Here is a 15,221-nt window from a genome sequence, read left to right as displayed (position 1 = left end):
ATTCTGCATAAAATATACAAGAGTAATGCAGAATTATTTTTTTATAATTTTTATACTGCTTTCTTTATCTTTTACATATTCTATTTTCATATAATATCCACCTACTGTTGCTTCAAAATGTTTTGAAATTCCTACTATTCTTACTATTTTATCTTGAGTTTCTTGTTCTATTGTATCTAAAAGTTCAAGGAAATCAAGAAGCTCCATTTGAAACAATGAAATTTCATTATAAACTTTTTTAATATCACATATTATATCAGATTTTTTTATTTTCTTTTCAGAAGTACCTTCTTCTTTTTCTTCTGTAAATGTTATATCTTCTATATCTTTATAAATATCTTCAACACTGCTTCCAGATATTTCATTTTCCTTTTCTTTATTAAAATCTTCTCCAAAAATAAGAGTTCCCATATGGATTTCTTTCATCTCTTTTTCTGGTGTTGATTTTTTATCTTTTATTTTTTCTGCATCTGTCTTGTATAAATATTCTTTTATTAAACTTTCCTTTGCTCTTTGGAAAGCTATTTTTTGTGCAGGACCTGCAACTGCTGTTCCTGACATTTTTATATAATCATCAAAAACTTTTTTTGTAACTTCTTCTTGTTCTGCTTCACTTAAATTCTTATAATAAGTATTATAAAGTTCTGTTTTCCTAGATTTTATTTCTTCATCAGCCTTATCTTTTTCTGTATTCTGCATTTCTATTGTATTAAATGTAAGCTGCTGCTCTTTCTTTTTCTGAGATTTACTTTTTTCTATTGTCATAAAGTTTTCTGCCCAGCCTTTTTCTAAAGCTTGTATAAAATAACTTCTTATTTTTGTTACTTTATTTTTACTCATATATTCAGCTGTATATTTAACATATTCAAAACCATATTGACGGATTGCATCTTTTATTGTTCCTGGCATTGTTTTTAATTCTTTTGCTCTTGGAGGAAGTTTTTCAAAAATTATATTAATTTTTTCTTCTGTTGGAGTTATATTTTCTCTTTCATGCTGAATTTCTTTAAGTGCTTCTTCACTTTCTGTTATAATTTCACCCTCTTCACCTTTATCTGTGTAAGTAATAAGAAGGTTATCAAAATGATTTTTATCATCATAAAAGAAACTTTGCTTTATAGCATTATGTTTTTCTTCAAAGAAAAACTCTATTTCAGTTTGAACAAGTTTTCCTTGTTTAATCACATTATAATCTGAAATAAGATCCATTTCTTTAAGCTGCTTACAGCTTTTTTCTAAAGATTTTATACTTCTTCCCAAAGATTTTGCATCATCACTTAAAGGTATTTTTTTTATAAGACTAAGAGCTAAAACTCTCAAGTGAAATTTATTAAATCTTAATTTATTTACAAGCATATAAAGAGCCCTTGTTATAGGACTATCCATATTTAAAAGAAGCTGAGAATCATAAACTAAGTAACCTTTTCTTATAATGTTATCATAAAAATAATTTGAAATAGATATTTTTATAACTTCTTTTGTTCTCTTATCTTGAAAGTATTCCATCTCATCTTTTTCAGCTTGATTTAAAGTTATAATTCTTATATTCATTATATTTGTATTGATTTTATCGTCAATTATCCCCTTCATTTTATTAGAATAAAGAGAATTTTTAAAAGTATAACTTGTTTGGGATAATCTCTGAAGTGCTAAAGTTATTTTTTTATAAAAACTTTTATATGAAGTCTGAGGAATTCCCATGTTATATAAAATTTCTGAAGGTTTAGTATAAAATTCATTGTTATATTTTTTATCCCTCATTATTTTTAAAATAGCAATAAAAACTCTTTCTTCAAATTCCCCAGGAATAAAATCTCCTGAAGTTGGATTAACTTGAATATAAGCTTCTTTATCTCTGTTAAAGAAATATCTTATAATTTGATTTTTTTTTCTTCTTGGATTTTTAGTAAATAAGGGATATTCAATAACATTGATATCTATTCTGACTAAACTGTGTTGTTTTTCATTTTCTACTTCTGAAACATCAAGAAATTTTTCAACTATCTCACTAGGTCCTGTATCTATTACTTCATTTTTAGGAACAGCGAATATTTCATTCTTTTTATTCATTAATCCTCCTGAGAAAAATCTTATGTATCTTGTATAAAATGTGCTTTATATTTTTTTAATTTAATATTATAATAAAATATATATTTTTGTATAACATTTTATACAAGAGATGAGATGAATTTTCTAATATGATTTTATCTTATTCTTACAAAAAATACAAGAGAGATTATAAATAAAAAAAACTGACAAAAAAACAATAAAGATATTGTTAGTATGTTCTTTATTTGTTTATTAATGTTTTATATTGTTTATGGGAAGAAAAAATATGAAAAATTTTATCTTAATACTTTATAATAAAAATAATTATAAAAATATTTTTTATTTTTTTTATTCTCTTTTATATAGTATAACTCTTCTCTTTTCTCATGTATTGTAGGATGTATTTCTCTTGTAGAAAATTCTATTTACTCATGTATTATGGGATGTATTAAAATTGTATAATTTTTCACATTTCTCTTGTAGATAAAATATACAATATAAATGCGAATTTTTGTTATAAATTTATTAGCTTTTATATAGAAAAGGAGATAGAATGAAATTTTTAATTAGAGATAATTTCTTTAAATCTATTCCAAAAGAAAAAATAGATATAGTTTCTGGGAACTTAAAATATTTTTATGAAGAAATTGAAAAAAATTCTAAAAACATAAAAGAAATTCCAAAAGGATTTTGGATAAAAAAGCTTGCTGGAGTAAAGAATCGTTTTGAATTCAGGGTAAATAATGGGGATAGAATTTTTTTCTCTTTTTCTAAAAGAGGAGATGAAGAAGAAAAAATCACATTTCTCTTGTATTCTTCTCACGACCGTGGAGTAAAAAATTCAAAAAGAGCTGAAATTCAGTCAGTAAAAGATTTTGAAATTTTTAAAGATGATTTTGAGCCATCACCAATTGAAGAAATTGATAAGAGTGTCTTTTTAAATTATAACAATGTTATAACTTATGAAATAAAAAATGATAATTTTTTTATTTTTAACAGGGATAATAAATATTTTTATTATTATTTAAATGACGAACAATATGAAACAATAATATCTCCTTCTCCTCTTTTTGTAATAGGAAGTGCAGGAAGTGGAAAAAGCACTATAACACTTAGAAAAATTTTAAATATAGAAGAACATAATGATGTCTATGGATTTAAAAAAGTAGGATATTTTACAGGAAACAGCTATCTTAAAGATAATCTTGAAGAGCAATATTATTTTTTCAGAGATAAAAATAAAAAAGCTCTCTCTTCTTTTTATACTTTAAAAGAATTTTACAGGAAGGAACTAGGAATAGATACAAGAAAAATTATAGATTTTAGAAAATTTATGGAATTCTTAAGTTTTTCATATCCGAACCGTAAAAAACTTAAAGTAGAAGATTCAAATATATATTTTGAAATCATAGGAATTATAAAAGGAATTATGGGAAAAGGAGGAGCTGATAACTGGGAAAAAGATATTTTAAATCCTCTTATATCTTTAGAGGAATATAAAAATCTCAGCAAGAAATACAGTGTATTAAGCAGCAGTCAGAAAGAAGAAATATATAAGATTGCCTTAAAATATGAAGAATGGAAAAAAGAAAATAATTTATATGATGTTAATGATTTAGCTGCAGCAGGAACTAAAATTCAGGAAAAATTTGATTTTATACTTGTAGATGAAGTTCAGGATTTGACAGAAACAGAAATTTATTTTTTATCAAACCTTGTAAAAACTCCTGAAAATATTATTTTTGCAGGGGATATTCATCAAATGGTAAATTTTAATTCTTTTAGTTTTGACAGATTAAAAAACCTTTATTATAAAAATAATATGAGATATTCTCTTTCAACTCTTGTAAAAAATTATAGAAGTTCAAAGGAAATTGTAAAGCTTGCAAATTATCTTACTGACTTAAGAAAAAAATATATAGGGAATCTGGGAATGGACGATTATAAAGAAGGAGCTGTTTTGGATGAAGGGAATATAATTTTCTCAAAAACAGATTTTTCTTTTGCTGAAAATTTTCAAAAAGATGTTAATGCAGCAATAATTGTATCAGATGATGATGAGAGAAAAAAATTCTCAGAAGCTTCAGGTATAAAGCATAGAATTTTTACTGTAGAAGAAATAAAAGGTCTTGAATACAGAGATGTTATATGCTGTAATTTAATTTCAAAAAATTTATGGGCATGGAAAAAAATTCTTTCAGGAAATGTTAAACAGGATCAAAGATATAGAAAATATTTTAACCTTTTTTATGTGGGAATAACAAGAGCAAGGAAAAATCTAATAATTATGGAAGAAGTTTCAGAAGCAAATGAGCTTCTGAAAAATATAAAATCTTTTATGAACATCAAAGAAGAAAAAGAAGTAAATAAAGATAAAATAATAAAAAATAATTCTTTTTCTTCAAAGGAAGAATGGATTTCAGAAGGAATAAAATTATATAAATTAGAAAAATTTGATGAAGCACAGTATGCTTTTGAGCAGGGAGATTATCCAACTTGGATTGCAGAAAAAGAAACAGAAATTGATATAGAAAACGGAGATTACAAAACAGCTATTGAAAAAATAGAAAAAGGAAACTTTAAGAAAAGCCGTATTTATTTTGAAAAGCTTATAATAGATAACATCATTGAAAAAGAAAACTATATAAAAGCACTTAAATATCTTGAGAGCTTTGCCCTTTCTTATAAATACTTTGAAATAAAAAGAAAAATATCAGAAGGGATAAATAAAGGGCTTTATAGTGTAAAAGAAATTAATAAAATAATTCCTATGTTTTTAAACAGAAGAGAATTTACTATTGTTGGAGATTCATATTTTTATATAAAAAAATATGATCTTGCCATAAATTTTTATAAAAAAGCTTCAAATACAGAAGGAGTAATAAGAGCAAGAAGAGAATTTCTAAAAGAAAAATTTAATGATATAGATAAAAGAGATGAAAGAATTCAGATTGTTGAAAATTATATAGGAAAAAAAGATATAAATACAGCAGACAGGCAAGGAAAGACTCCTCTTATGAATATAATGATTAATGATAAGCCAAAAGAGACAGCTGAAATGCTTCTAAGTTTAGGGTTAAATATACACGAAAAGATAAATCTTGGAAGTGTTACAGGGCACTATATTCATTTAACACAAATGATTTTACAAGATAAAATAGGCTGGCTTAAATTTCTTTATAAAAAAGGTGCAGATGTTAACTCTGAATCAAGCAGAAAAGAAACACCTCTTTTTTATGCAGGTATTTTTGAAGATATGCCTTCAGTAGAATTTCTTCTTGAACATGGTGCAGATATAAATCATACAGATACCAATGGAGAAACTGTAGACTTTAAAAAAGCAAGAGAGAGACGGGTAAAATATTTTAAATTTTTTATAGAAAGAATGGATAAACCTGATAAGCTAAATAAGCAAGGAGAAAATATTCTTAATATTTTGGAAGAAATGAAAGAGGCTTTTATTTCCAATGAAAAAGAATTAAGAAAAATATCTCTTATGGAAAAAATTTATAAAAGAGCAGTAGAAAAAAATACAAAATAGATCTGAAAAAGAACAAAATAAAATAAAAAATAAACACTTTTTTTAAAAAATCTATTGATTTTTTTCCAAAAAAAGAGTATCATTGTTTAAGTGGATTTTAATGATTATTTTATTTTAAATTTTTTAGGAGGTAGTTTTTATGGCAAAACTAAAAGATTCTCTAATATTAAAACTAATATTAGGGGTAATAGTTGGTCTACTAGTTGGATTATATTGTAATGAAAATGTAATCGGATTAGTAAATACTGTTAAATTCTTATTGGGACAAGTAATATCTTTTACAATCCCACTAATCATTCTAGGGTTTATTGCTCCAGCAATAACACAAATGAAATCTAATGCAAGTAAGATGCTTGGAGTTATGATTGGATTGGCATATTTTTCTTCTGTAGGGGCAGCAATTATGTCAATGATAGCAGGATATTCTTTAATTCCTATGCTTAATATAACTTCAGCAGCTGATGAAGCAAAAAAAGTTATTCCAGAATTAATATTCAAAGTTGAAATTCCTCCAACAATGTCAGTTATGTCAGCTCTTGTACTAGCTATATTTGTTGGACTTGCAGTTGTATGGACTAATTCTAAAAACTTTGAAAATGTACTTGTTGAATTTGGAAATATAATGCTTGCAATAGTTACAAGAATAGTAATTCCTATTCTTCCTTTATTCGTTGCTACTACATTTGCAACTTTATCTTATGAAGGTGTAATTTTAAAACAATTCCCTGTATTCTTAAAAGTTATAGTAATCGTTTTAATAGGACACTATATTTGGCTTGCAATTCTTTACAGTATCGGTGGTATAGTAAACAAATGTAACCCAATGGATGTTTTAAGATACTATGGACCAGCTTACTTAACAGCTGTAGGAACAATGTCATCTGCAGCAACTCTTCCAATTGCATTATCTTGTGCTAGAAAATCTCCAGTACTTAAAGAAGATATTGTAAACTTTGGAGTTCCATTAGGAGCAACAGTTCACCTTTGTGGATCAGTTCTTACAGAAGTATTCTTTGTAATGACTGTTTCTAAAATATTATATGGTCAATTACCATCATTTGGAACAATGTTGTTATTTATAATTCTTCTTGGAATATTTGCTGTTGGAGCACCTGGAGTTCCTGGAGGAACAGTAATGGCATCTCTTGGAATTATCATTTCTGTACTTGGATTTGATGAAGCAGGTGTAGGACTTATGCTTACAATATTTGCTCTTCAAGACAGTTTCGGTACTGCATGTAATGTAACTGGTGACGGAGCTTTAACAATGATTTTAAACGGACTTTTCAAAAACGAAGTAAGTAAATAAGTCGTAGATTAAAATTAAATATAATAAGAAAGCTGGTACTTTTTGTATCAGCTTTTTTTATTGAAGAGGGATATAGACATTTCTTTAAAAATATGTTATGCTATTCATATATGAAATTTTACTTCGTAAAATAAAAAAATTAAAATTTAGTTAATTTTTTTATTATATGTAGTAAAATTCCGTAAAATAATTTTAGATTTAAGTTTTTTGTAGAAATCTACAATAATCTTTATATTAATTTATGGAGGAAATATTGATGAAGGAAGTAGGAGAATTTTTAAACAAAGAAAGAAAAATTTTAACTGCTATTTTTATTTTTTTAGCAGGAACAACTGCTTTTTGTAATATGAAAGGAGATTTTCAGGATATTATTGTAAGCAAAGAAACAGATTCAATCTGGGCACTTGATACTGGTAAGTATGAAGAGAATGAGGAGCAGGCAGAGCTGTTGTTTAAAATAATGAAACTGAAAGATAATATTTTAGGAGCTGTAAATATAATAGATGAGACAAAAGAAGAAGAAGTTGTATATGCCGATATTATTTACGATCAATGGAACAGCCCAATAAATAATAATTGGCTTTTTTTATCAGAAAAATTTGACAGCAAAGAAATGTATGATAATTTAAAACTTGGTTGTAATCTTATTGAAGAAATGGAAAAAGTTGATAGAGGAAGTTTCGGAAGAATAGAAATAGACTAATCCACCTATCTTTAATTTATATAGTAAAAGAATCCCCTGTATTTATTTACAGGGGATTCTTTTGTTATTTTACAAGTCCAGCTTTTTTATATTTGATAAAATTATCTTCATTAACTAAAAGCTGCACATAATCATCATCACTTTCTACATCAATATAAAATTTATCGTCTTGTAAATCTACTCTGTCAATATATCCGTATACACCTTCCATTTCAAGAAGAACAGTTATTTCATCAACTTTTTCTTTTTCTTTAAGTTCTTTTGCTTTTTTTATAAGGTCAGGAAGATCTCTGTCCCTGTCATAATCATCTGTTGTGTAAGTATAAACAGGAAAACCGTTAAAACCGTCTCTTCTGTCTTTAAAATTCATTTTAAATTCAGAATATGATATAGAAGATAGTATCAGGAATAGAAATAAAACAGTTTTTTTCATAAGTAGTACCTCCTATTGAGACTTTTTCTTAATGATAGTATATAATAAATAAAATTAAAGTCAATGGTTTTAAAGAAAAATTTGCCAAAAAAGCAGTTTTTTTTTATAATAAATGATATAATAGGAATTTTTTAAACTAAGGGCAAGAGGTGATTTTTATGTATTTAACAGATTTAGAAATTGAGGGATATTTGAAAGAGAGCCCTTATAATTATTTAGAAAATAATAATCTTGATTCATGTGACAGAAAAATAGCAAGTGGTAAAGTAGTAAAAACAGATCTTTACAGTGTTCAAAAATTTATATATAAATTGGCAAAAGATCTTTTTAAAAATGGTTTTAAGCCAAATATGACATCAGAAAGGGAATTTGTAATGCTCCTTGAAACTCTTGTTCAAGAAAGATTTAAAAATATTATAAATGCAGATGAATTGTCTCAGAATATAAAAAATGAGCTGAAAGAAAAATATTCTGCATAAAAATTTGACAGAAAGATTTAAAAATGCTAAAATAAGTCGTAATATAAATTTAGGAAGTTTTTGCTTGGTTTATTTTAAAGTATATTTTATCTCAATAAAGTACTTTTAAAGGTTTAACTGAAACAAATTTCTTATTTATGTGAACAATTAGTATTTTATGGAGGTAACAAAATGAACAAAGGTACAGTAAAATGGTTTAATGCTGAAAAAGGATTCGGATTCATCACTTCTGAAGAAGGAAAAGATTTATTCGTACACTTCTCTGAAATTCAAAAAGAAGGATTCAAAACTTTAGAAGAAGGAGAAAAAGTAACTTTTGATGTTAAAGAGGGACAAAAAGGACCTCAAGCTGCTAATGTAGTAGTTGTAAAATAGTTATTAAAAAAATGTAGAAGAGCTGCAATAAAATGTAGCTCTTTTTTTATAAAAGAATTTTTATTTTTTAGTAAGTTCTTTAAAACATACAGCACATACACCATTAAAGTGATTTCCTATAGATATTCCATCTTTATCAGCTTCTATATCTCCAATCATAACATTCATAGTAGCTTTTCTTTTTCCACAATGTCCACAAACAGTTTTTATTTCATTAAGAGTAGTAATAAAAGGCAGCATGTATGCAACTGTAGGGAAAAGTTCACCTCTGAAATTACTCATAAGCCCATAAAGAAAAATATTGATATCTGTGTCAATCATAAGCTGAACTAATTGATCACAATGATTTTTAGAAAGAAATTGAAATTCATCTATAAGTATTAAATCAAACTTATTTTCAATACAGTATTTATAAAAATCAAAATCTTCTTTAACTACAACAGCAGGGATAGTATATTCCATAGCTCTGCTTGATATTACATTTCCGTCTCTGTTATTTTTATAAGGTTGAAATACTTCAACTTTTTTTCCTACACTTTTATTTCTATGAGCAGTCAGTAAAAGTTCAGATGATTTTCTTGAACCTACAACACCGTAATAAAAATTTATTTTTCCTGACATTTAATGCCTCCTTGATTATTTTTTAAAATATTATTGCAGCAGCTCTTACAGGACAGCCGTCAGATTCTGTTTTTAACGGCATACATGAAAAATAAAAATCCTTACCTAAAAGATTTTTAAGAGAGCATAAATTTTCTACAATAATTTTGTTGTTTTTTAAAAGAAGTTTATGATTTTCCATTTCTTCTGAGGAATAAGAATCTGGAGATATACAGTCTATTCCAATTCCTTTTAAATTATAAGATAAGATTTTTAAAATTATTTCTTTTGAAATAACTGGATAATTTTTAAAATAACTACTGTTATTCCAAAATTTATCCCATCCTGTATAAATAAGAAGATAATCTATATTTTTTAAATTTTCAAAATTAAAATTTTTAAGTTCTTCAAAGGAGATACAAAGTCCTTTTCCAAAAAAAGTTTCAACTGGAAAATCACAAATATTTTTTCCATTTTCTGTCATATGCAAAGGAACATCAATATGAGTTCCTATATGTGAAGAGATATTTAAAGATGTGACATTAAACCCATGAATTTTAAAAGAAAAAAGAGATTTAATATGAGGTTTTTCTTCTTCAGAATAAACAGTCATATCATTTTCTATTTTGTGAGTTAAATCATAAATTTTCATAATATCTCCTTGAAATTTATTTTAAAACTGGTAGCCAGCCTTTATAATACCAATGTCTTCCTTTTTTTACAAAATAACTTCTCTCATGATGGATAAATTCTTTATTTTCTTTAATATCAAAATACTTTGCTTTAAATTCTACAATTCCTTCAGTGTCAAAAGTTTCTCCTTTTACTACATCAAGAATTTCAAGTCCCAGCCATTTTGAATTTTTAGACCATTCTTCTGCTTCTTTCCAGTCTATTCCTTTTATAGTTTTAGGATCATGAGTTTTTTTAATAAATTCAATATCTCCTTTAACATAGGCGTTATATCTTGCTTTCATAAGTTCAAGAGCTGTTTTTGGATTTTCCATATATCCTCCTTAAATAAAATTTCAAATATTATTATATCATTTTTTATTATGATTTAAATAAAAAATAAAAAAATTAAACAAAAAAAGAATTTAAAGCATCTAATATAAATATATGAGTAAGATATAAAATATAAAAATTTATGCTGGAGCATTATTTGTAATAATTACAAAATTATATTTTAACCATTGACTTTAAAATGTCAGTGTGTTAAGATTTATATATATGATTCAGCTAATTTTAAAGTATAGGAGGAATTATTTATGAATTTAAAAGGGACAAAAACAGAAAAAAATCTTTTAACAGCCTTTGCAGGTGAATCTCAAGCATTTACAAAATATAATTATTATGCATCTAAAGCTAAAAAAGATGGATATGTACAAATAGGTGAACTTTTTGAAGCAACTGCAAATAATGAGAAAGAACATGCTAAGATTTGGTTTAAACTTTTACATGATGGAATGCCTTCAACTGTTGAAAATTTAAAAGATGCTGCAGCTGGTGAAAATTATGAATGGACTGACATGTATGCAACTTTTGCTAAAGAAGCAAGAGAAGAGGGATTTGAAAAAATAGCTATTTTAATGGAAGGAGTAGCTGCCATTGAAAAAGAACATGAAGAAAGATACAAAAAACTATTAGAAAACATAGAAGCAAAAGAAGTATTTAAAAAACTTGATATAGTTGTATGGGAATGTGGAAACTGTGGTCATTTACACATTGGAACAGAAGCTCCTTTAGTATGTCCTGTGTGTGATCATCCTCAATCTTACTTCAGAGTAAGAGCTACAAATTATTAATTTATCAAAATTATTATAAAAAATATTTTATGGCAGGGAAAAGATTTTTTCTTTCCCTGCCTTTTTTGAAAGGAAGTGATTTATGTTTGAGAATGCAGCAGCAAGAGCTTTGATACTTTCTCTTTTAGCAGGGATGTCAACTCTTTTAGGTGCTTTGATTATTTTTATTACAAAAAAGAAAAGTGAAAAACTTGTGACAGTATCTTTGGGATTTGCAGGAGGAGTAATGATAAGTGTATCATTTATGGATCTTCTTCCAAATGCAAATGAACTTTTAACAAATTATGGAGGATATAAGTTTGGTATTTTATCAGAAGTATTTTTTCTCCTTATAGGAGTTATTACAGCAGGACTTTTAGACAGATTCGTTCCACATGAACCTGAAGAAAACGGTGATGGAAAAGTACATGAAAATCTTTTTCGTGTAGGTTTTGTTTCTACAATGGCAATAGGTCTTCATAATTTTCCTGAGGGGATAGCAACTTTTATGGCAGGATATGAAAATATGGCTCTTGGAATTTCAATAGCAGCAGCAATAGCAATGCATAATATACCAGAAGGAATTTCAGTAGCTATGCCTATATATTTTGCTACAGGAAACAGAATGAAAGCTCTGAAATATACATTTTTATCTGGAATAGCAGAACCAATAGGGGCTCTTCTTGCATTTTTAGTGCTTAAACCATATATAAATGAATTAACTTTAGGAATTATTTTTGCTGTTATTTCAGGAGTGATGCTCTATATTGCTATAGAGGAACTTATTCCTTCAAGCAGACAGTATGGATATGGAAGGGAAGCATTATTTGCAACATTTGCAGGAATAGTTCTAATGCCTTTAAGTAAGTTATTTGGAGCAGTTTAAATTTTTTATTTCAAAAGTTTTAGTTAAATAATTTAATAGAAAAAAGTTTTAACATATTAAAATTAAAAAACATCTAGCTATTTTAACAAAAGTTTTGTAAAATATTAATATGTGTTGTATATTGATGTAAAGGAGATGTTTGGTGATGGATGATAAAATAAGAAAGACATATGAATTATGGATGAACTCTGATTATATAGATGAGGCAGACAGAGAAGAACTTAAGTCAATAGAAGGAAACGAAAAAGAAATAGAAGAAAGATTTTATACAAATATTAGTTTTGGAACAGCTGGAATGAGAGGAATAAGAGGTGTTGGAACTAATAGAATTAATAAATATATGATAAGAAAAGCAACTCAAGGACTTGCTAATTATATAATAGCATCTTCTGGAGAAGAAGGAATGAAAAAAGGAGTGGCAATAGCTTACGACTGTAGAATTGGATCAACAGAATATGCAATAAATACAGCTCTTGTACTTGCAGGAAATGGAATAAAATCATATTTATTTGAATCATTAAGAAGTACTCCTGAGCTTTCATTTGCTGTAAGAGAATTAAAATGTCAAGCTGGTGTAATGGTAACAGCTTCTCACAATCCTCAAGAATACAACGGATACAAAGTTTATTGGGATATTGGAGGACAAATTGTAGAACCTCAAGCTTCAGGAATTGTAAATGAAGTAAATAAAGTTGAAAATTTTGAAGATATAAAAATGATAACAGAAGAAGAGGCAAAAGCTAAAGAACTTCTTGTAATAATAGGAAAAGAAGTTGACGATAGATTCATAGAAGAAGTTAAAAAAGAAGCTATCATTACAGATATTCCAGGAAAAAAAGATTTTAAAATAGTTTATTCTCCTCTTCATGGAACAGGAAGAAGACCTGTACAAAGAATTTTAAAAGAAATGGGATTTGAAAATGTATATACTGTAAAAGAGCAAGAAGAACCAGATGGAATGTTCCCAACTTGTCCTTATGCAAATCCTGAAGATCATAAAGTATTTGCTCTTTCAACAAAGTTAGCTGATGAAATAGGTGCAAAAGTATGTATAGCTAATGATCCTGATGCAGATAGAACAGGACTAGCTCTTAAGAGAGAAAATGGAGAATGGTTCTATCCTAATGGAAACCAAATTGGAATGATTTTTATGGATTATATTTTAAAAATGACTAAAGATCTTCCAAAAAATGGAGCTGTTGTGTCAACAATAGTTTCAACTCCTATTTTAGATGATATTGCTAAAGCTTATGGAGTAAAAGTTTGGAGAACTTTAACAGGATTTAAATATATTGGAGAAAAAATAGAACAGTTTAAAAATAAAGAACTTGATGGAACATATTTATTTGGATTTGAAGAATCAATAGGATATTTAAAAGGAACTCATGTAAGAGATAAAGACGCAGTGGTTGCTTCTCTTCTTCTTGCTGAAATAGCAGCTTATTATGACAGCATAGGAACATCAATACCTGCTGAACTTGATAAAATTTATGACAGATTTGGATGGTATGGAGAAGAAACTATTTCTATAACTAAAACAGGAATGGATGGAGCAAAACAAATTGCTAAAATAATGGAAGTTCTTAGAGAAAAAGAAATTACAGAAATATTAGGAAGAAAAGTATTAATTCTTAAAGATTTCAAAAAACAAGTTGAAATTGATTACGAAAGATGTAACAGAAAAACTATTGATCTTCCTAAATCAGATGTTCTTCAATTTATCCTTGAAGGAGATGTTAAAGTTACAGTAAGACCTTCTGGAACAGAACCAAAAATTAAATACTACTTATATGTAAAAGAAGAAACAAAAGAAAAAGCTGATAAAGCTCTTAAAGAGTTTGGAGAAAATTTTGTAAAATTTGTAGATTCATTAATATAAGAAATATAAAATAGTAATATAAAAGAGGGGCTGTCAGCTGAAAATTTTATTTTTAGTCTTACAGCTCCTCTTTGTTTTTTTGAAAGGAGCAAAATGGCAGATGCAATATATATACACATTCCTTTTTGTGTAAAAAAATGTGATTATTGTGACTTTCTTTCTTTTCAGAGTACAAAAGAAGAGAGAAAAAAATATGTAGATTTTCTTGTAAAAGAAATAGAGCTATATCCTAAATATAATTATGATACAGTGTATTTTGGAGGAGGAACTCCCTCTCTTTTAGAACCTGAAGATGTGAAGAAAATACTTTCCAAATTAAGTATAAATAAAGGGGCAGAAATTACTCTTGAAGCAAATCCTAAAACAGTTGATTATGAAAAATTAAAAAGTTTTAAAGAGGCTGGAATAAACAGACTTAGTATGGGAATACAAAGTTTTAATGAAAAATTTTTAAAGAAACTTGGAAGACTTCATAACTCACAAGAGGGAGAAGAAGCATATAAAATGGCAAGAAAGGCAGGATACGATAATATAAGTCTTGATCTTATGTTTTCTCTTCCTGATCAGACTCTTGAAGAGGTAAAAGAAGATTTACAGAAAATGATTTCTTTAAATCCAGAGCACTTTTCAATTTATTCTCTTATTTGGGAGCCTGATACTAAATTTTTTGAAAAACTTGAAAAAGGTGAGTATAAAGAGACAGATAATGACTTAGAAGCTTCAATGTATGAAATGATAATAGATTATTCTGAAAAATCAGGGTATAGCCATTATGAAATATCAAATTTTTCAAAAGAAGGAAAAGAAGCTAGGCACAATTCAAAATATTGGAGAAATGATGAGTATGTTGGAATAGGATTGGGAGCTTCAGGATATATTGATGGAATAAGATATAAAAACAAGATGAAATTTACAGATTATTATGATAGTATATTAGTAGGGGAAAAACCTATTTTAGAGAAAGAAGAAGTTTCAGAAGATATGAAAGAGGAATATAGACATATTTTAGGGCTTCGTCTTTTAAAAGAAGGTATTATCCCTTCTTCCTTAGAAAAATATAAGAAAAATTATAAAGAATTGGAAGAAGATGGTTTTATTGAAAAAAAATTAGAAAGATATATTCTTACTAAAAAAGGAATTTTCTTAGCTAATGATGTTTTTGAAAAACTTATATAAAGCGGGT

The 15,221-nt window shown here is 26.9% G+C and carries 14 protein-coding genes; 9 read left to right on the top strand and 5 right to left on the bottom strand.

Annotation, left to right across the window (positions count from 1 at the left end):
• Nucleotides 1-33: 33 nt before the first annotated feature.
• Nucleotides 34-2,070, bottom strand: a complete 2,037-nt coding sequence (locus tag I6E17_RS02605) for a hypothetical protein (RefSeq protein ID WP_235235363.1) — start codon at nucleotides 2,068-2,070, stop codon at nucleotides 34-36.
• Nucleotides 2,071-2,602: 532 nt separating this feature from the next.
• Here I6E17_RS02605 and I6E17_RS02600 point away from each other — a divergent pair.
• The 3 genes from I6E17_RS02600 to I6E17_RS02590 all read left to right on the top strand — a co-directional run bounded on the left by I6E17_RS02600 (nucleotide 2,603) and on the right by I6E17_RS02590 (nucleotide 7,602).
• On the top strand, nucleotides 2,603-5,590 hold the full coding sequence (locus tag I6E17_RS02600) for a UvrD-helicase domain-containing protein (RefSeq protein WP_235235361.1): 2,988 nt from the start codon (nucleotides 2,603-2,605) through the stop codon (nucleotides 5,588-5,590).
• A 139-nt stretch (nucleotides 5,591-5,729) separates the two neighbouring features.
• The gene (locus I6E17_RS02595) at nucleotides 5,730-6,899 is read left to right on the top strand and encodes a dicarboxylate/amino acid:cation symporter (protein WP_235235359.1); all 1,170 of its coding nucleotides are present in this window, start codon (nucleotides 5,730-5,732) and stop codon (nucleotides 6,897-6,899) included.
• Nucleotides 6,900-7,155: 256 nt separating this feature from the next.
• On the top strand, nucleotides 7,156-7,602 hold the full coding sequence (locus I6E17_RS02590) for a hypothetical protein (protein ID WP_235235357.1): 447 nt from the start codon (nucleotides 7,156-7,158) through the stop codon (nucleotides 7,600-7,602).
• A 64-nt stretch (nucleotides 7,603-7,666) separates the two neighbouring features.
• Here the strand turns inward: I6E17_RS02590 and I6E17_RS02585 are convergent, their stop codons facing one another.
• On the bottom strand, nucleotides 7,667-8,035 hold the full coding sequence (locus tag I6E17_RS02585; RefSeq protein ID WP_235235355.1) for a hypothetical protein: 369 nt from the start codon (nucleotides 8,033-8,035) through the stop codon (nucleotides 7,667-7,669).
• Between the two features lie 158 nt (nucleotides 8,036-8,193).
• Between I6E17_RS02585 and I6E17_RS02580 the strand changes: the two genes are divergently transcribed.
• Nucleotides 8,194-8,514, top strand: a complete 321-nt coding sequence (locus I6E17_RS02580) for a hypothetical protein (protein WP_235235353.1) — start codon at nucleotides 8,194-8,196, stop codon at nucleotides 8,512-8,514.
• A 171-nt stretch (nucleotides 8,515-8,685) separates the two neighbouring features.
• Nucleotides 8,686-8,889: a cold-shock protein gene (locus I6E17_RS02575; RefSeq protein WP_235235351.1), complete on the top strand. Its 204-nt coding sequence runs from the start codon at nucleotides 8,686-8,688 to the stop codon at nucleotides 8,887-8,889.
• A 60-nt stretch (nucleotides 8,890-8,949) separates the two neighbouring features.
• On the opposite strand, the gene I6E17_RS02570 is transcribed toward I6E17_RS02575, so the two are convergent.
• From I6E17_RS02570 to I6E17_RS02560, 3 genes are read right to left on the bottom strand one after another with little or no spacing between them, the layout of a single operon-like run.
• Nucleotides 8,950-9,510, bottom strand: coding sequence for a thymidine kinase (locus I6E17_RS02570; protein ID WP_235235349.1), 561 nt, complete (start codon nucleotides 9,508-9,510; stop codon nucleotides 8,950-8,952).
• Nucleotides 9,511-9,532: 22 nt separating this feature from the next.
• Nucleotides 9,533-10,141, bottom strand: coding sequence for a cyclase family protein (locus I6E17_RS02565; protein ID WP_235235347.1), 609 nt, complete (start codon nucleotides 10,139-10,141; stop codon nucleotides 9,533-9,535).
• A gap of 16 nt (nucleotides 10,142-10,157) precedes the next feature.
• Nucleotides 10,158-10,496, bottom strand: coding sequence for a YchJ family protein (locus tag I6E17_RS02560; protein ID WP_235235344.1), 339 nt, complete (start codon nucleotides 10,494-10,496; stop codon nucleotides 10,158-10,160).
• A gap of 261 nt (nucleotides 10,497-10,757) precedes the next feature.
• Here I6E17_RS02560 and rbr point away from each other — a divergent pair, with 261 nt between their 5' ends.
• The 4 genes from rbr (at nucleotide 10,758) to hemW (ending at nucleotide 15,214) form a co-directional block, all read left to right on the top strand.
• Complete coding sequence (gene rbr, locus I6E17_RS02555; protein WP_235235342.1) at nucleotides 10,758-11,294, top strand: rubrerythrin; 537 nt, start codon at nucleotides 10,758-10,760, stop codon at nucleotides 11,292-11,294.
• Nucleotides 11,295-11,376: 82 nt separating this feature from the next.
• Nucleotides 11,377-12,159, top strand: a complete 783-nt coding sequence (gene zupT / locus I6E17_RS02550) for a zinc transporter ZupT (RefSeq protein WP_235235341.1) — start codon at nucleotides 11,377-11,379, stop codon at nucleotides 12,157-12,159.
• 145 nt (nucleotides 12,160-12,304) lie between these two features.
• On the top strand, nucleotides 12,305-14,038 hold the full coding sequence (locus I6E17_RS02545; protein WP_235235340.1) for a phospho-sugar mutase: 1,734 nt from the start codon (nucleotides 12,305-12,307) through the stop codon (nucleotides 14,036-14,038).
• A gap of 93 nt (nucleotides 14,039-14,131) precedes the next feature.
• Nucleotides 14,132-15,214, top strand: coding sequence for a radical SAM family heme chaperone HemW (hemW, locus tag I6E17_RS02540; RefSeq protein WP_235235339.1), 1,083 nt, complete (start codon nucleotides 14,132-14,134; stop codon nucleotides 15,212-15,214).
• The last annotated feature ends 7 nt before the right edge of the window (nucleotides 15,215-15,221 follow it).

This window comes from Fusobacterium perfoetens (assembly GCF_021531595.1).
Taxonomy (GTDB): domain Bacteria; phylum Fusobacteriota; class Fusobacteriia; order Fusobacteriales; family Fusobacteriaceae; genus Fusobacterium_B.
This window is presented reverse-complemented; position numbering and strand designations above follow the sequence as displayed.